Genomic DNA, 18230 nt, shown 5'->3' on the forward strand with positions numbered 1-18230 from the left:
TGTTCTATGGTCAGAAACGCTCGGCGAGCAGCGCCGGTTTGCGCTTCGCGACATCGAGGATCAACTCGCCGAACAAGCCGTTCGCCCAGGCGAACCAGCTCCGCGTGAACTTCGCCGGATCGTCCTTGTGGAAGCTCTCGCGCATGAAGCCGGTGCCGCCATGCGTCGCCTTGAGCCAGTGCAGGCATTGCCGGATCACCGCATCGTCGTCGCTGTTGCGGGCATGGACGACGATCGACATCGGCCAGATCATGTCCATGCCAACATGCGGGCCACCGATGCCCTGCGCCGCCGAGCCTTCGAAAAAATAGGGATTGCGCCTGCTCCATGCGAGCGCCGCGCTCCGGCGGAACAATGGGTCATTCCGATCGGCGGCGCCGAGCAGCGCGAGCCCGCACAGGCTCGGCACATTGGCGTCGTCCATGAAGATGGCGTTGCCATAGCCGTCGACCTCATAGGCCCAGACCTCGCCGCCCCGCCCGTCCGGCATCTTGCCATGCGCATCGAGCGCGGCTTGGACCTCGGCGGCGAGCGCCAGGCAGTCCCGCGCTGCCGCGGCATCGCCCCGCGCCTCGTTGTGCACCTGCGCCAGCATCCTGAGCGCCGACACGGCGAACAGGTTCGACGGGATCAGGAACGGCAGCACGCAGGCATCGTCCGAAGGCCGGAACATCGAGTGGATCAGCCCGACCTTGCGCGTCGGTGCGCCTAGGCCGCCGAACATCAGTGTCTCGGTCGGCGACGGATCGATGCGCTGGAAATGATAGGGCCCCGGCCCGTCCTTGCGCTGCTGCTCGCGGAAGGTGGCGACGGCACGCGCCGCGCCTTGCGCCCAGAGCGCGTCGAACGGCGTCTTGTCGCGCGTCGCGGTCCAGTAACTGTGCGCGAGGCGCATGGTGTAGCAGAGCGAATCCACTTCCCATTTCCGCTCGGCGACGCCGGGCTTCATGTCAGTCTTGTCATTGACCGCCGAGAGGCTCGATCTGGCGTTCGGATCCTCCATGAAGGCGTTGGCGTAGGAATCGATCAGGATGCAGCGCGCCTGGCGCTGGATCAGCCCCTGGAAGACCCGGCGCAGATCGGCGTCCTTGCCCGCGAGATGCACATAGGTCTGCATCTGCGCCGAGCTGTCGCGCAGCCACAGCGCGTCGATGTCGCCGGTGATGACAAAGGCGTCGGGCTTGCCGTCGATTGTGCCGAGCTTGACCGTGGTGTCGAGCGTGTTGGGATAACAATTCTCGAACAGCCAGGCGAGTTCGGGGTCGGCGATCTTCGCCTGCACCGCCTTGATCTCGGCCTCGACGGCCTTGCTGGTGACGCGACGCGCTCTGACCGGCGGACGCTTCGAGACGAACGGGTCGGCTGCCAGCGCCCGGTTCGGCAGCGCCGCCGAAACGGCGATCGCACCGGCCCCCGCCATTACTTCGCGACGATTCATGGCGCTCTCCTGTTCCTCGTTGCGATCAGCGCGCTGCCGGCGCGCTGATCGAGAAGGGCGCGTTCGCCTTGGCGCTGCCCCATTGCTTGTTGGGCGTCGGTCCCATCACGAAGCGCAGCGTGCCGCCGGCCTGCAGCGCCTCGCGCGAAAGCCAGGGCTTGTCATGACGCTTGCCGTTGAACGTGACCGACTGGACGTAGACGTTCTTCGCGGAGTTGTTCGCCGCCTCGATCGTCAGCACCTTGCCCCCTGGCATCTTGACCCGGACCGAGCGGAACAACGGGCTGCCGATCGCATATTGGCCGACCGTCGGCGTCACCGGATAGAATCCCAGCGCCGAGAAGACATACCAAGCCGAGGTCTGGCCATTGTCCTCATCGCCCGGATAGCCGTCCGGCGTCGCCGAATAGAGCTTCGCCATCACGTCACGGACGTGCGCCTGCGCCTTCCAGGGCTGGCCCGCCCAGTCGTAGAGGTAGATCATGTGCTGGATCGGCTGGTTGCCATGGGCATACTGGCCCATATTCACGATCTGCATCTCGCGCGTCTCGTGGATCACCTGGCCGTAATAGCTGTCGTCGAAGACCGGCGGCTGGGTGAAGATCGAGTCCAGCCGGTCGGTGAACTTCGCGTCGCCGCCCATCAGGTCGATCAGGCCCTGCACATCCTGCATCACCGACCAGCTATAGTGCAGCGCATTGCCTTCGGTGAACGCATCGCCCCAGGCATAGGGGTTGAACGGCGTCATCCAGCTGCCGTCCTTGTTGCGCCCCCGCATCCAGCCCGACTGGGCATCGTAGAGCTTGCGGTAATTCTGCGCCTGCGCCGCGTATTTCTTCGCATCCTCGGTCTTGCCGAGCGCCGCGGCGAGACGCGACAGCGAGAAGTCGGCGGTCGCATATTCGAGCGTGCGCGCGGCATTCTCGTTGATGCCCACATCATAGGGTACATAACCGAGCTTGTTGTACCACTCGACGCCCTCGCGGCCGACCGCGCTCAGCACATTGCCCTTCTTGTCCCTGGGCCGCCCCTCGGACGTCGTCGCGTTCTTGACCATCGCCTCGTAGAGCGTCTCGACATCGAAGCCGCGCACGCCGCTAAGATAGGCGTCGGCGATGATGTTGGTCGAGTTGGAGCCGATCATCACGTCGCGCTGGCCGGGGCTCATCCATTCGGGCAGCCAGCCGCCCTCCTTATAGGCATTGGCGAGGCCCTGCATGATCTGGCTGTCGAGATCGGGACGGACCAGCGCGAAATAGGGAAATACCGCGCGCCAAGTGTCCCAGAATCCGTTGTCGGTGAACAGCGGGCCGTCATGCACCTTGCCGTCATAGGGGCTGTAATGGACGGTCTTTCCCTGCGCATCGACCTCGTGGAACATGCGCGGGAACAGCAGCATGCGGTACATCGCCGAATAAAAGGTGCGGCGATTGTCGATGCTGGGGTCGCTCACCTGGATATGGCCGAGCTCGCTCTCCCACGCCGCCTTGGCCTTGGCCTCGGTCGCGGCGAAGCTGTCGCCGCCGATCTCGCTCGCGAGATTGCGCTCGGCCTGTTCGGGGCTGATGAACGACGAGGCGACCTTCACCCCGACCTGTTCGCCGTCGCGCGTCTTGAAGCTGACCACCGCGCCGACATGGCCGCCTTCGCGCGCCAGATCGGCCGAGAGCTGCCAATTGTCGTCCCAGGTGCGGGTGACGGTGAAATCGTGATCGAATTCCGCGACGAAATAATTGTGGAAATTCTCGGGCACGCCGCCGTGATTGTTGCGGACATAGCCGATGATCCGCCGCTTCTCGGGCTCGATCTTGACCATCGATCCACCGGCCAACCCGTCGAGCAGGATGTGCGCGTCGTCGCTCTTGGGGAAGGTGAAGCGGAACTGCGCGGCACGGTTGGTCGGCGTCACCTCGGCGGTCACGTCATAGTCGGCGAGATAGATCTGGTACCGGTACGGCCGGCTCTCCTCCGCCTTGTGGCTGTACCAGCTCGCCCGCTCCTCTTCCTTCAGCTTGAGCGGCCCCGTCTCCGCGAACAGCGCGAAGGCGGCATAGTCGTTCATCCAGGGACTGGGCTGGTGGGTCTGCTTGATGCCGTTGATCTTCAGGTCATCGTACATATAGCCCCAGCCGCTGCCGGGCTTGCCGGTCACCGGCGTCCAGAAGTTCATGCCCCAGGGCACGGCCACCGCCGGATAGGTGTTGCCGTAGGAAAGCTCGTAATTCGAGTCGGTCCCCATCAGCGGATTGACCAGATCGGCGAGCGATTCCGCCGGCTGCGCCGCTTCGCGCGCGTTCGCCTGGGCGATCAGCAGCGGCGTCGGCAGGCACAGGCCGGTGATCGCAAGCATCGCGACGCCGCGGCGCAGCGTTTGGACAAAACGGTTGTTCAACGCAGGTCTCCCCCTGAAATTCGAAATGGGCACTCCGCCCGGATCATTTGCGTCCGCCGATGGGCCGCGCCGCGACGCCCTCCTTGGTCATCACCACCGGCCTGATCGTGCCGTCGGCGGCGAAGACCATGCGGTCGATCGCCATCTGGCGATGCTCGCCCTTGTCGTCGCCGAGCGGGCGGCGGTGATAGGCGATGTACCAGTCATCGGTGCCGGGTACATTGACCACCGAATGATGGCCCGCCCCGCGCGCGATGCGGAAGTCCTGCTGCAGGATCTTGCCCATCGGCTTGAACGGACCCGTAGGGCTCGGCCCCATCGCATAGGCGACACTATAGTCCGGCCCGGTCCAGCCGCCTTCGGACCACATCAGGTAATAGACGCCGTTGCGCTTGATCAGGAACGAGCCCTCCACATAGCCGGGCGGCGTGATCTGCTTATAGGTGCTGCCATCCGGGAACGGGATCACCGAGCGCATGTCCGCGCTCAGCCGCACGACGTTGCAGTGCTGCCAGCCGCCATAATAGAGATATACCTGCCCGTCGTCGTCGCGATAGACGAAGGGGTCGATCGGCTGCGCGCCGTTGTGGAAGGCGCCGATCAGCGGCTTGCCCAGCGCGTCCTTGAACGGGCCCTCGGGCCGGTCGGCCACCGCCAGACCGATCCCGCCCAGTTCCTTGTCGCTTTGGATGTCGTTGGCGCCGAAGAACATGTAGTAGCGTCCCTCGCGCTCGATCACCGAAGGCGCCCAGACCGCATAGCCCGCCCAGGGGATGTCCGCGACATCGATCACATGCTCGTGCTTGGTCCAGTGGACCAGGTCCGGCGAGGAAAAGGCGTTGAAAAAGGTCTGCTGGACATAGGACGGGCGCACCGTCTTCTGCTTGCGCATCGCCTGCTGCTCGGGCGTGAATTGCCGCGAGACGTCGGGCGCCCCGTAATCGTCGGAATAGGTCGGATAGATCCAGTAGCGTCCGCCGAACACGCGGATCTCGGGATCGGCATACCAGCCGGGAACGATCGGATTGCTCGCAAAGGCGGCGCCGGCGCCGACGACAGCGACCGCGGCAATCAATGCGGCCCGGACTTTCCTCATGCTAAGCCTGTGCTCCACTTGGTCGTGCTGCCCGGCTCGATGGATACCGAGCCGGGCGGCCGAACGATACCGGCCTGTTTCAAAAGTGGTGGAGGTGGCCCCGGGGGGGAAGGACCACCTCCTGAGTCAGGGGGCTGACTCATGGGTTCAGGTCAGAAGTTGAACGACAGCCCCATGTAGAAGCGGCGACCCGAATAAACGTTCGAGATAAACCGATCCTTCGTGTCGTTGCCGAGGTGCTGGCGCTGCTCCGACTTGGTCAGGTTGATGACCGAAGCGGTCAACTGCAGGTTCTTCATGATATTGAAGGCCCCGTTCAGATCGACCTGCTCGTAGGGGTCGTCGTAAACGTTCAGACCCGATTGCAGTCCTTCCACTTTCTCGCCGCGACGGTTGTACGACGCGCGCAGCAGCACCGGTCCATGCTCGTAGAATATCGAGGCGTTGATCTGCGTCTTGGCGCTGCCGACCAGCGCCGACTTGCCGATGTTCGCGCCGTTCAACGAGACGTCGGCCTGCGAGGTATCGTTATAGGTGAAGTTCACCTGGGCGCCGAGCCCGAAGTCCAGCGTGTGCTGGGCATAGAGTTCGACACCCTGCGATACCGCGCTGGAGCCGTTGGCCTGCGTCGCATATTGCTGCACCGTCACGGGCTGGCCGGCGACGTCCTGCACGAGATCGATCACCACCGGCACGATGAAGTCGTGCACGTCCTTGCGGAACGCCGTCGCGCCGATGACCGAACCGCGGTGGAAATACCATTCCACGCCGACATCATATTGCCAGGCGTTGAACGGCTTCAGATCGAAATTTCCGCCGTTGCCGAACCAGCCCGGCAACGCGCCGAACTGCGCGCGGTCATAGACGAACGCATCGGAATTGAAGGTCAGCGAGCGCGCACCGGCAAGATCGCCGTAGCCGGGACGGGCGATCACCTTCGAGACTTCCCCGCGAAGCAGAAGATTCGGCGTCACTTCCCACGCGATGTTGAAGCTCGGAAGGACGTCGGTGTAGTTCTTCGACTCGTTGTTCTGGCTGAATACCTTCACTTCTCGCTGATTTTGCGGAAGCACGAGGCAGTTTCCATCCGGGCCGACCGGCGGCGGTATGAACGGATCGCCGTTGGTGTTAACGCAATAGTCGTTCTCATAATAAAGAACGTCGGTAGACACACCGCTCTGCTTGGTGCTGGCGACGCGGACGCCGATATTACCACGGATGTTGTCGGTCTTGAAGTTGATCTGGCCGTATCCCGCCCAGATCCGCTCCTTGATGTTGTAGACATTCTCCGGCTCCGGAACACGAACCGGCCCGTTATAGGTCGAATTCAGATAAGCCAGGTAATTGTTCATGTTGAACGCCGGGAACACGTTCGTCGTAAAGCCGCCCGCGATGTTGCCGATCGGATTGCTCAGGAAGAATTCCGGGCGCGTGACCGCAGCGCCGGCGGTATCCTGATAGCGCAGCGTGTTGGCCGCATCCGAATACCATTCGTACCGTCCCGTCTCGCGATGAACACGCCCGTCACGCCATTTGGCGCCGACCTGGATCGAGTCGATGAAGCTGTCGAAATGGCGCGTAACATCGACCTGGGCGTAGGTCTGCTCGATCGAGCTGTTGGTGAATCCCGAGCCGGTCGAACCCAGATCGATCTGCGAGATGCCATTCATCAGATTCTGCTGCAGATCCGGTGAGAACTGCATCGCCGCCGATTGATCGGTGAACGTCCACTGGCTCAACGTATTGCCGTTGACGTTGCCCGCCGCGCCGGTGCCGGTCACCTTGCGCGGCTTGGCCTGCGCAAAGAACTGGAACGACGGGCCACCGGTGGCGCGGGTCTTGCCCACCGCGAAGTTCACATTCAGCCGGCCGACCGTCCAGTCGCCATGCAGGTCGAAGGTATCGGAGACGCTCTTTTCGCGCGCATAATAGCTCTGCAGCGCCGGCGTCTCCATCGTGCACGGCGAGGGATTCGTGGTCACGTCGCGGCAGCCGGTGCCTTCGGCCGGTACCTGGAAAGTGGCCGATTGCAGGATGGTGCCGCTGGGATCGAACTTCGCGCCGGTGAAGAAGTTGCCATATCCCCATTCGGGGATTTTGACCACGTTGTTGACGTTGTTGCCGTCCAGCTGGAACCGGAAATAATTGGCGGTGAGCTCCAGATTGTCGAACGGCCGCGCCTGCACGGTCCCCTGGATGCCGAGCCGCTTGCGCTTCTGGACGAAGACCGTTTCGTCCACCGATTGCGGCGCCCAATAGCCGTTATAGTGCGTGCCGCCCTGCGTGGTCGTGCCACCGTCCCAATAGGAAATCGCGTCGTTGTTCGAATAGGTGTTGCCGTGAATGTCGGTCGCCGGCGTCGCAGCGGAGTCGTCGGCCCACCAGTGCCAGCTCTCGGTGCTGGCGCCAAGCGTGCGGTTGGTGCGCTCCTGATAGGTCGCGCCGACCAGGACGCCGAACGTCTTGTCCTTGTTGTGCCAGGAGATCAGGCCCGAGACGCTCGGCTCGATCTTGTCTGACACGTCCGCATAGGAACCTTCCGCCTGGACGTTGCCCGACCACGGCTCGAGATCGAATGGCTTGCGCGTGTGATTGATGATGACGCCGCCGACACCGCCCTCATCGAGCCGCGCCTCGGGTGACTTGAACACCTCGACGCGGCCGATCAGGTTCGATGGCAGCAACAGATAATTGAACGAGCGCGACGGGTCGCCGGAATCGGCCGAGGCGATGAAATTGCCGTTCAATTCGGTCAGCGTCAGGTCTGAGCTGAGACCGCGGATGCTGACCCGCGACCCTTCGCCGCCGTCGCGATCGATGATGACGCCCGGCACGCGCTGCAGTGAGTCGGCAACGTTCTTGTCGGGAAACTTGCCGACATCCTCGGCGGTGATCACATCGACGAATGCATTGGCCTCGCGCTTGCGCGACAGACTCTGCTCGATCGACTGGCGGTAGCCGGTGACGACAATGTCGCCGGCCTGCGTCGCTTCGTCCTGCTGGGCCTGCGTCGCATCCTGTTGCGCTGGTGCCGCATCCTGCTGAACCGTGGTGGTCGCGACGTCCGGCGCTTGCTGCGCGTGCGCCACGCCGCCCAGCGCCACGACGATGCTCGCCGAAGCCAGCAGTTCGCGCAGCAGCCGAGCGCGGCTGGCCGGCATTGAAATCTCCTGAAGGGTCATCCCCTGTCTCCCTCTCCAAATAGGGCCTTGTCCGGCCCGGTTATGTTTTCCCCTGCCATCCGGCGGGTTCGACGTCATAATATTAAAAGCAAATTGTCAATTGTATTCCCGGCCAGTGGTGACGGCTTCCCGGCAGCCCGTTGCTGGCTCGTGTCCAAAAGCCCGAGCCGGCCCCGATTAGGGCCCCGCACGCCCTTCACCGCCCGGAAAGGTCCTGCGCATCAGCGATCTTCCCATAAGGGTGCCGCCATGCGCCGGAACGCTTCCGCCGGCGCCTTCGCGACCTCGCGGTCATAGGTCAGCAGCCCGTTGACCTCGCCCTCGACATCGGTCGTCTGGGTGTAGACCGAGGCGCTGAGGCCGTTCTCCCGGGCCTGGCGCACGACCTCGTCGAACTTGCGCCGATAGCGGGCGAGATAGTCCTTGGGGTCAGTGGTGACCTGGTAGCTCCAGCGCTTGTCGCTGCGCCACAGATGGCCGTCGATCGGCCAGCCCACGCCGCCATATTCGCCGAGCACGATCGCGCGCCCGCTCTGGTGTGCCGGGGTGTGCGGTACGTCCTCATAAGTATGGATGTCGAATACGTCGGAGACCCCGGGGGCGACGTCCAGCCAGCCGCTGTCGGCATTGACGAGCCGGCTGGGATCCATTCCTTTCACGTAACGGGCGAGGGTGGCGGAATCATATTGTCCCCAGCCCTCATTGTTGACGACCCACATCACGATCGACGGAAATGCCCTGAGGTCGCCGATCATGTGCGCCAGCTCGTTCTGCTGCTCGGCCATCACGTCGGACGAGAGCACCGCCTGGCTCTGGCTGGTACCGGTGACGAACTGGTCTTCGCCGCCGCCCGACGGCATGTCCTGCCAGATCAGCATGCCGAGATGATCGGCGTCGTAATAATAGCGCGCCGGCTCCACCTTGATGTGCTTGCGGACCATGTTGAAGCCCGCTTTCTTGAGGAACTCCAGATCGTGGCGCATCGCCGCTTCGGACGGCGGGGTCAGCAACCCGTCGGGCCACCAGCCCTGGTCGAGCGTGCCGTTCTGGAAATAGGGCTTGTTGTTGAGCAGCAGCGCCGGTTGGCCAGTCACCTTGCCCGGCCCCACCGAAATCTTGCGCATTGCGAAATAGGCGTTCACCCGGTCACGCGGCTGCCCTTCGACCTGCGCCGCGGCATAGGTCTCGACTTCGCCCTGCGTGAAGCGCGCGTCATAGGCGACGCGGTTGCGCTCGGGCTTGCCGGCATAGGGATCGCGTACCGTCACCAGCTCTGCGACGAGGTCGTAGAGGAACGGATCCTCGGGCGACCAGAGATGCGCCGCGGGCACGCTGAGGCTCGCATGGCGGTTGGCGCGCATGGTCGTCGAGGCGATCGTCTTGTTGCCCGAGCGCACGCTGAGCCGCACCGCATCGGTGTCTTTCGCCCAGCCGCTCAGCGCGACATCGACTTCCACCTTGCCGCGATCGATATCGGGCGTCGCGCGGACGTCGGCGATGTAAAGCGCCGGCACCGGCTCGATCCACACCGTCTGCCAGATGCCGCTGACCGGGGTGTACCAGATGCCGTCCGGATCGAGGATCTGCTTGCCGCGCGGCTGGCTCCCGGCACTGGTCGGATCGGCGACCTGCACAACCAGTTCGTTCGCGCCGGGCCGCAGATATTCGGTGATGTCGAGGCCGAACGCGTCCGAGCCACCTTCATGCGCGCCGACAATGGCGCCGTTGACCCAGATATGTGCGGCATGATCGACCGCGCCGAAATTGAGCATCACATGCTGCCCGGCCCAGTCGGCCGGAACGGTGAAGCTGCGGCGATACCAGATGCGGTCGTCGGGAAGCACCTTTCGCGCCACGCCGGAAAGACGGGATTCCACCGCGAACGGCACCAGGATCTTGCCGTCCATCTGTGTCGGCATGGGCGCGGCGGCCTTGGTGATCGCATAATCCCACAGGCCGTTGAGATTCTGCCACTTGGCGCGTTCGAGCTGCGGACGCGGATAGCCGCGCCAGGCATTGTCGGGCGTCACCGCCTTGCCCCAACGGGTCATGATCGCGCCGGTATAGACCGAGTCCGCGCGCTGGGCGGGCGCCGGGGACGTCTCTTGCGCGGCCGCGCACCCCGTCCAGGCGGAGGAGAGCATCAAGGCCAGGACGGCGTTGCGCATCATTGCTACCTCAGCGCCGCGACAACGAGGGAGGTGCATCGGCCGGCGCGCTGCCCCAGGCCGGGTTCGGCTTCGGCCCCATGGTGAGCACCAAAGTCGCGCCATTGGCAATGTCGGCATGGCGGAACCACGGCTTGGTCCAGCGCTTGCCGTTGAGCGTGGCCGACTGGACGTAGAGATTCTGCGCGGAGTTGTTCTTCGCGACGATCTCCAGCGCCTTGCCATTGCCCATCTTGAGCACCGAGCGATCGAAGAGCGGGCTACCGAGCACATAGACGTCGCTCGACGGATCGACCGTGTAGAAGCCCAGCGCGCTCAGCGCGTACCAGGACGAGGTCGCCCCCTGGTCGTCCATGCCCGGATAGCCATAGCCGCTCGCGTCGCTGCCATAGAGATCGCGCAGGATCCGCCGCACCAGCGCCTGCGTCTTCCAGGGCTGGCCGCTCCATGCATAGAGATAGGGCGCCTGCTGATCGGGCTGGTTGCCCTGCACATATTGACCGATCACGCCGGTGCAGTCGCGGCAGATGCCCTTGGGCGCGTAGGGCGTCGAGAAGAACTGGTCGAGCTTGGTATTGAACGCCGCGCGGCCGCCGAGCAGGTCGATCAGTCCGTGCACGTCGTGCGGCACCAGCCACAGCGTCGACCAGCCCGACGCCTCCTTCATCATGAAGTTGTAATAGGGCTCAGCCGGATCGAACGGCGCGATCCATTTCCCATCGGCGGTGCGGCCGCGGATGAAGCCGATCGACGGGTCGAAGACGTTGCGGTAGTTGCCCGCGCGCTTGGCGAACAGCCGCGCATCGTCGCGCTTGCCGAGCCGAGCCGCGAGATCGGCCATCGCCGCATCGTCCCAGGCATATTCGAGCGTGGTCGCCGCGCCTGCCTTGCCGCCGGCATAAGGCGGGCTCGGATTGCCCTTGGGAATCTCGTCCGCGATCCAGCCGTTGCGGTCATATTCCGCGAGGAAGTCGCGCGGCCCCTTGGGATCGGTGGCGTTCTTGCGGAGGAATTCGTACGCGGCCGGATAGTCGAACGGAATGCCGCGCAGCATCGCGCCGAGATACAGGAACACGGCATTGTCGCCGTGGAACGAGGTGTTCATGAACCCCCGCTCGCGCGCCATGTCGAGTTCGGACGCCATCACATCGGCGGTCAGCTCGGGCTCGAGCAGTTCGAGCAAGACGATCTGGTTGCGGCCCGTATCCCAGAACGGCACCGGGCCGTAGCGATCATGGGTTGCGGTCTGGGTCTGCCCGCGCGTGTCGGTGAAATGCTCGCCCTTGCGCGCGACCAGTCGCGGGCTGGCGAAGGACTGGAACAGCGTCGAATAGAACAGCATCCGCTGCTTGGCGGTTCCTCCGCTCACCTGCACCCGGTCGAGCAGCTTCGCCCATTCCGCACGCGCCCCGCCGCGCATGCGATCGAAGTCCCAGCCCGGGCTCTCCTCACGCAGCCGCTGCTCGGCCGCTTCATAGCTCGGCCCGTGCGCAATCTTGACGAGCACCGTCTCGCCCTGGCGCGTGGTGAAGTCGAGATAGCTGCCGGCGAAGCCGCCCTCGATCGTGCGCGCATCGGGCAGGACGTCCTTGTCACCGATACCATAGCCGCGCGCATCCCCGCCTGACTTGCGGAACGTCCCGAAGCTCTTGAACGGCTTGGAGAACTCGGCGACGAAATAGCGCCCGTCGCGCGCATCATTGTCGTTATGCCGCGCCACCACACCGCGCACGACGTGATCGCCGACCACCTCGACCTCGCCGCCGCGCCCCTGAAGGTTGAGGATCACATGCGCCCGCTCGGTCGCCGGGAAGGTGAAGCGCATCAGCGCGGTCGCCTGGGTGGCGGTCAGTTCCACCTTGGTCCTGAAGGTGTCGAGATAGACCGAGTAATAGCCCGGCGCGGCAGTCTCGCGCGCCTTGTCGTAATAGGCTTCGGTATAGGCCGGCGGCACGGTCCAGTCGCCGACCACCGGCATCAGCATCGGCGTGGCCCGCGCGCCATAGGTGGGCCCGCCGCCGCCGGTGAAGCCGATCATCGTCGGATTGGTGTAGTAATAGGGCGTCGCAACGCCCGACGGGTAGCTGAGTTCGACGTTGAGGTTGACGGGCGCCGCCTCGACCGCGCTGTGCGGCAATCGCGCACCCGGCGAGGTGATGCCTGAATAAAGCGGTTCACCCGCGGGCGGCGCGTTGCCGATGAATTCGGGCTTGTCGAGCGGCGCGGTGCCGACCAGCGGGTTGGCGGCATCCACCGGGGCGCGCTCGTCCGTCGAGCGTCCCGCGGTTTGCGCGATCACTGCGCCACCCGCCAGTGCCGAAGCCGCGCCCGCAAGGATCGTCAGGCGAGTCGCGCGACGGCCGAAACGTTGGAATTGCCGCGATGCGCCCGAAGGACCCTTCATTTTCCTCTCCGCTCATAGCGAGCGAACGCGCTTCCGCATTCGCACCCGATGCCGCCTTGCCGGCGGTCTTCGTGATGGAGATTTGATTAAATAAACCATTTTGTCAATTGAACTCTGGCGACAGCGCAAATCACCAGCGCAGGGCGGTTTCGCCGCCCGGTTACGACTGACAGCGACCGCCGATTCGGGCGCGCGCCAGAACGACTCGAGCACGAACAGCCGAACGCCGCCCCGCTGAAAGCAACGGGACGGCGTGTGATTGAGGGACTGAGCGGCGCTAGGTTGGATCGGACGGGCGAAATCGCCCCGCCCTCACCCGCTCCTGAGCTGTTTGACCGCGTGATCGGCGGCCCGCGCCGTCAGCGCCATGAAGGTGAGAGACGGGTTCACGCAGGAGACAGATGCCATCTGCGCACCGTCCGTGACGAACAGGTTGGAGGCATCATGCGCCTGGCTCCATTTGTTCAGGACGGAGGAGCGAGGGTCGGCACCCATGCGTGCTCCGCCCATTTCGTGGATGGCGTCGCCGGGCACATGCTCGTCCTCGGTGCTCGACACGTTCATCAGGCCAGCGGCCCTTAGCATCGCTTCGCCCTGGGTGCGCGCATCGGCCATCATGCGCAGCTCATTCTCGCGGAAGCGCACGTCGAAGCGCATCAACGGGACACCGAAGCGGTCGACCTTGTCCGGATGCAACGATACGTGGTTGTCTTCATAGGGAAGGCATTCGCCGAACGCGCCCATCCCGAACTTCCAACCACTATATTTGCGCATGCCCTGCTTCATCGAGGCGCCGAACCCCACCGGCGAGGCAGGGTCTCGCCGGGCGCTGCCCTGATAGCCGTAGCCGCGCTTGAAGCCTACCCCCTCGTCGCCGCCGATATTGCGGAAACGGGGAATGTAGACGCCACCCGGCCGGCGGCCATATTCGATGAACTCCTCCATCCCCGGTATATCGCCGTCGATCGACACCCGGAATATGTGATCCATCACATATTTGCCGAGCGTTCCGCTGGCGTCGAAATGGCTGCGGCCGCTGCCGGCAGGCCGCGAATTCAGCAGGATCTGGTTCGACCCCATCGCCGACGCGCAGAGGAAGACCAGGCCGGCATTGACCACTTCCGCCTGCCCGGTTTTCGCATCAATGAACCGCACGCCCGTCACGCGCTTCTTCGCGGCGTCATATTCGAGATTCGTCACCACCGCGTCCGACCGGAGCGTCAGCCGTCCCGTCGCGCGTGCGGCCGGCAACGTCACCGCCTGTGTCGAGAAATAGGCACCGAACGAGCATCCGTTCGCGCACTGGTTGCGGAACTGGCACTTCGTCCGGTTCTGCTCTGGCTTGTCCTCGGTCATGTTCGATAGACGGGTATGGATGAGCTTGCGGCCGGGAAACTGGGTCTCGAGCCGCTGCTTGAGCCACTTCTCGGCGACGTTCATCGGCATCGGCGGCTGGAATTCGCTGTCCGGGAGATAGGGCAGGTTCTCGCGCGAGCCCGACACGCCGATATATTTCTCGACATAGCTGTACCAGGGGGCGAGGTCGTCGTAGCGGATGGGCCAGTCGCCATCGACCCCGTCGCGCTTGTTCGCCTCGAAATCCGCGGGGCTCCAGCGGAAGCTCCAGCGTCCCCAGATCAGCGATTTACCGCCAACCGCGGCGGGCCGGATCCAGTAGAATTTGCTGCCTTCGTCAAAGGCATAGGGGTTCAACCGGTCGTCATTGTAGAAGGCCCGGTTGCTCGGCGAGACATAACCGTGCTTCGCGATGAAATAGTCGCTCTCCATCAGCCCTGGCGGCATCTGGTTGCGCGCCGGAACCTCATACGCCGGCTTCCCGTCATAGGCATAGCCTTCGCCATGCTCGACCATGATGCCGCGGTCGAGCATCAGCACGCGCAGACCCTTTTCGGTGAGTTCCTTCGCGGCGAATCCGCCGCTGACCCCCGATCCTATGACGATTGCATCGAACCTGTTGGTCGAAGCCATGATCTTCCTCCTCGGGGATTCCTGTCAGAAACGCAGGGTGTGAAGCGTCTCGAAACTCGTGGTGATGTCGGGAATGTAGGGCGCGGGCGCCTGATCGTTCTCCACGTAGAAATGGCGCACGCCGGCGCTGCTCTTCAGCTTGAAAAGCGCGGCGAAATCGATCGTCCCGGCGCCCACTGCGGCCATGCTGCCATCGGCCCGCATATCCTTGACGTGATAGGCATAGATCCGCCCCGCAAGCCGATCGATCAGCGGTGCCAGGCTTTCCCCGGCATGTGCCGCCCAGTAAAGGTCGAGCTCCACCTTCACGAGCGAAGGATCGGTCTCCTTCACGAACCGATCGTAAAGGCTGGTACCGCCCGGCTTGGTGGTGAACTCGAAGTCGTGATTATGATAGGCGAAGCCCAGTCCGGCCTTTTTGAAGTCCGCTGCAAAGCGGTTGAAGTTCGGAAGCGCGGCCTGCCATGCCTGCTCGGTGCGATGCTCCTGCGCCATATACGGCAGGACTACCGTGTCGGCGCCGAGCGTCTTCGCCATGCTCAGGCTCTTGTCGAAATTCTGGAGCAGCGCGTCATAGCCGATATGGACCGACGGCGCCTTGAGGCCCAGCCGATCGAGCGTCTTGCGCAGCATGGCGGCGTCCATGCTGTCATAGCCTCCGCCGCCGAACTCGACCTCGCGATACCCGATACGTGCGACCTTCTCGAGCGTGCCGACAGGATCCTTCTCGAAGATGTCGCGAACGGTGTAGAGCTGCAGGCCGATCGCTTTGATCTGGGCCGCAAAGGCCGGTGTGATCGGAAAATCAAGGACGGCGAAAGCGGCTGCGCCGGCCGCGCCTGCGAGCATGTTTCTGCGATTGATGATCATGAGGAATAGACCTTGTTGACCTGAGAATAGGGGAATTCGCCGTTATACTCGCCGGGAACCGGCAGATATTCGCGCTCCTGCGTCATCCCGATTTCGGAGGTGTAGTAACCGGTGATGACGAGCTGCCGGAAAGCCTCGAAGAAGAAACCGGCGGACGGCAATTGGCCGTTCATCGCGAGCGTGAGGAGCGCATCCTGCTGCGCCGCGGTCGCCTGCGCGCCCGAGACCTTGTAGTCCACAAGGCTCCGCGCCTCGATTGCGTCGAGCCCGGCCAGGATCGGCAATCGGTCTTCCGGCCGCGCCCAGTCGGCCAGCAGCTTCTCGATAAAGGCGGGCACCCCCGCCGCGATCGCGCCCGGCGTGTCGGTCGTTGGAATGACGCGTTCGCTGAGCGCGGCCATCAGCGCACGCTGGGCGGGGGTGAATACCGCCACGCTCGGCGGGCCCTCGCTGATCACCGGCACGTTCGACGCCTTGGCAGCACCGGCGGCGCGGGCGATCGGCGCGAAGACCGATGCGCCGAACATGCCGACCACGCCGGCAAGCGCGGTTCTGCGATTGATCATTTTCCTGCTCCCGGAAGATCCTGCGCGATGGCCGCCTCGGGCAACGGACGGACCCAGATGTTGCGATACGAAACCGCCGAACCGTGATCCTGCAGCTGCAGCGGCGCCGCATCACCGTGCGCCTGGTAGCTGGCGACCTTGCGGTAGATCGTGGCGCCGAGCAGCGCCTGATGGTTCTGCACGACGACGCCGTTCAGAAAGACGGTGACATAGGCCGGCCGCAGCAATTTCCCGTCCGCCGCAAAACGCGGTCGCTCGAAGACGATATCGTAGCTCTGCCACTCGCCAGGCTTGCGCGCGGCGTTCACCAACGGCGGCTTCCAGCCATAGACAGCGCCCACCGTGCCGTCCGCATAGGTCGGGTTCTGATAGCCATCGAGGACCTGCACCTCGTAGCGCTGCATGAACCAGACACCGCTGTTTCCCCGGTCCTGCGATGTCCCCGACGGCGGCGTGGGCGAGCGGAACTCGAGATGGAGCTGGACATCGCCGAAGCTCTGCCGCGAAACGAGATTGCTCTCGGTGCCGCCCTGCGCCCGGGCCGGAACCGTCATCACGCCGCCCTCGACCTGCCAGGGTGCGCCCTCCGCCTTCCAGGCGTCGCTCGACAGCACCACGGCATCGGAAGGCGCGCCACCCGGCGCGGCGGCAGGCGTCGTCACCGTCGGCGCCGGCCGATCCGAATCATGGACGAGCCACTTGCCGCCCGGCAGCATCGGCGTGTCCTTGAAGCCCGGTTTGTCCTGCGCAAACGCAGGTCCACCCGTCATCGCGATCAAGCTGGCAGCAACGCACCCAACCATGCGCACACGCGTCATACTTCCACTCCTTGTCGATCGATTTCGCGATAGGCGGCGATCAGGCGGTCCTCGCCCGCGCGGCCCTGTATGGAATTGCCATGCTCCATGCCGATCACGCCGGCATAGTGCTGCGCGCGGAGCCATCGGACGATCGCGGCATAGTTGATTTCGCCGGTTCCGGGCTCGTTGCGGCCAGGATTCTCGCCGAACTGGAGATAGCCGATCTCGCTCCAGCAGGTTTCCAGCGTCGGGATCAGGTTCCCGGACTGGATCTGCTCGTGATAGAGGTCCGCCAGGATCTTCACGGCAGGGCTGTTCACGCCGCGTGCCACGGCAAAGCCCTGCGCAATCGTCTGCATGTACACGCCCGGATGGTTGCTGCGCGTGTTCAGCGGCTCCATCACCATCGCCACGCCATGCGGCGCCATGATGTCCCCCGCGCGGCGCATCACGTCGATGATGCGCGCGGTCTGGATATCGACGGGCAGCTTCGGGTCCAGAAACCCGGTGACCACGGTCATGTGCGTCGCGCCCAGCCGCTTGGCGACGTCGATCGAGGTGCGGATATCGGCAAGGAACGCCTCGCGCTCGGCATCGTCGTTGGCCCCGAGCAGCGGCCGCGACTGCACCCATTTCGGCATGCTGGCCACGAACACGCCCATCTTCATCCCGCGTTGCGTCAGCGCTCTCGCCATCCGCTCCTGTTCCGCCACCGGGCGGCTTCGCGCCTCATTGTCCTCCCAGGCGGTGAAGCCCTGGTCGGCGGCGAACGCGATCTGCTCGATCAGGCCACCCCGGCTGGCGAAGCTGCCTTCGTGCGGCGCATAAGCGAGCGAGAAATGCGCGGCGTTCGAGCTCTGGCCCTGGGCGCGGGCCGTCGCTGCCGCCGCCACGGCGGCGCCTCCAGCAAGCAACGTCCTGCGCGTGACCGATGTCACTTCGCGCTCCCGCCCCTCAGATAGGCGATGATCGCCGCGCGCTTGGCCGGATCGGGCGTACTGATCGGCATCCGCGAGCCCGGAACCTTCTTGCCGGGATTGGCCAGAAACTCGCTCAGCGTCGCCTCGTCCCAGACCAGCTTGGAGCCCTTGAGCGCCGGCGAATAGTTGAAGCCCGGCGCCGATGCGGCGGGCCGCCCCACGACCCCGTACAGATTGGGACCCAGCCCGTTCTTGCCGCCTTTTTCGACGGTATGACAAGCGCGGCAGGCGGCAAAGACCGATGGCTGGGCATCGGGCGCGGGCCGCGCATGACCAGGCGTGAGCGCTACGCACAGCCCAGCCACCGCCGCGGCGCCCGTCGCCAGACCCAAGAAAAGCTTCATT

General features: G+C 64.4%; 12 protein-coding genes. All 12 read right to left on the minus strand.

The annotated features are described in order from the left end of the window. Positions 1-10: 10 nt before the first annotated feature. The 12 genes from IAG41_RS10905 to IAG41_RS10960 all read right to left on the minus strand — a co-directional run bounded on the left by IAG41_RS10905 (position 11) and on the right by IAG41_RS10960 (position 18229). Positions 11-1438 (minus strand): glycoside hydrolase family 125 protein, encoded by a 1428-nt coding sequence (locus tag IAG41_RS10905; protein WP_187728683.1) that lies wholly within the window; start codon positions 1436-1438, stop codon positions 11-13. 25 nt (positions 1439-1463) lie between these two features. Next, a complete protein-coding gene (locus tag IAG41_RS10910; protein WP_187729119.1) occupies positions 1464-3788 on the minus strand; it encodes a GH92 family glycosyl hydrolase in 2325 nt (774 codons plus the stop codon). 85 nt (positions 3789-3873) lie between these two features. Next, the gene (locus tag IAG41_RS10915) at positions 3874-4926 is read right to left on the minus strand and encodes a glycoside hydrolase family 43 protein (RefSeq protein ID WP_187728684.1); all 1053 of its coding nucleotides are present in this window, start codon (positions 4924-4926) and stop codon (positions 3874-3876) included. Positions 4927-5078: 152 nt separating this feature from the next. After that, the gene (locus IAG41_RS10920) at positions 5079-8087 is read right to left on the minus strand and encodes a TonB-dependent receptor (protein ID WP_262408614.1); all 3009 of its coding nucleotides are present in this window, start codon (positions 8085-8087) and stop codon (positions 5079-5081) included. 242 nt (positions 8088-8329) lie between these two features. Then, the gene (locus IAG41_RS10925; protein WP_262408615.1) at positions 8330-10279 is read right to left on the minus strand and encodes a glycoside hydrolase family 2 protein; all 1950 of its coding nucleotides are present in this window, start codon (positions 10277-10279) and stop codon (positions 8330-8332) included. A 7-nt stretch (positions 10280-10286) separates the two neighbouring features. Beyond that, complete coding sequence (locus IAG41_RS10930; RefSeq protein WP_187728686.1) at positions 10287-12680, minus strand: GH92 family glycosyl hydrolase; 2394 nt, start codon at positions 12678-12680, stop codon at positions 10287-10289. 312 nt (positions 12681-12992) lie between these two features. Continuing rightward, on the minus strand, positions 12993-14669 hold the full coding sequence (locus IAG41_RS10935; RefSeq protein ID WP_187728687.1) for a GMC family oxidoreductase: 1677 nt from the start codon (positions 14667-14669) through the stop codon (positions 12993-12995). Between the two features lie 24 nt (positions 14670-14693). After that, on the minus strand, positions 14694-15539 hold the full coding sequence (locus tag IAG41_RS10940; RefSeq protein WP_187728688.1) for a sugar phosphate isomerase/epimerase family protein: 846 nt from the start codon (positions 15537-15539) through the stop codon (positions 14694-14696). Continuing rightward, positions 15536-16105: a gluconate 2-dehydrogenase subunit 3 family protein gene (locus IAG41_RS10945; RefSeq protein ID WP_187728689.1), complete on the minus strand. Its 570-nt coding sequence runs from the start codon at positions 16103-16105 to the stop codon at positions 15536-15538. Before IAG41_RS10945 ends, IAG41_RS10940 begins: the two co-directional genes overlap by 4 nt. Then, positions 16102-16923, minus strand: a complete 822-nt coding sequence (locus IAG41_RS10950; RefSeq protein WP_262408616.1) for a DUF1080 domain-containing protein — start codon at positions 16921-16923, stop codon at positions 16102-16104. The genes IAG41_RS10945 and IAG41_RS10950 overlap by 4 nt, the downstream gene beginning before the upstream one ends. Beyond that, positions 16920-17843, minus strand: a complete 924-nt coding sequence (locus IAG41_RS10955; protein ID WP_187728690.1) for a hydroxypyruvate isomerase family protein — start codon at positions 17841-17843, stop codon at positions 16920-16922. The genes IAG41_RS10950 and IAG41_RS10955 overlap by 4 nt, the downstream gene beginning before the upstream one ends. Next, entirely contained in the window at positions 17840-18229 is a 390-nt protein-coding gene (locus IAG41_RS10960) for a c-type cytochrome (RefSeq protein ID WP_187728691.1), read from the minus strand. The genes IAG41_RS10955 and IAG41_RS10960 overlap by 4 nt, the downstream gene beginning before the upstream one ends. Between the last annotated feature and the right edge of the window lies 1 nt (position 18230).

The organism is Sphingomonas sp. JC676 (assembly GCF_014489075.1).
GTDB lineage: Bacteria > Pseudomonadota > Alphaproteobacteria > Sphingomonadales > Sphingomonadaceae > Sphingomonas.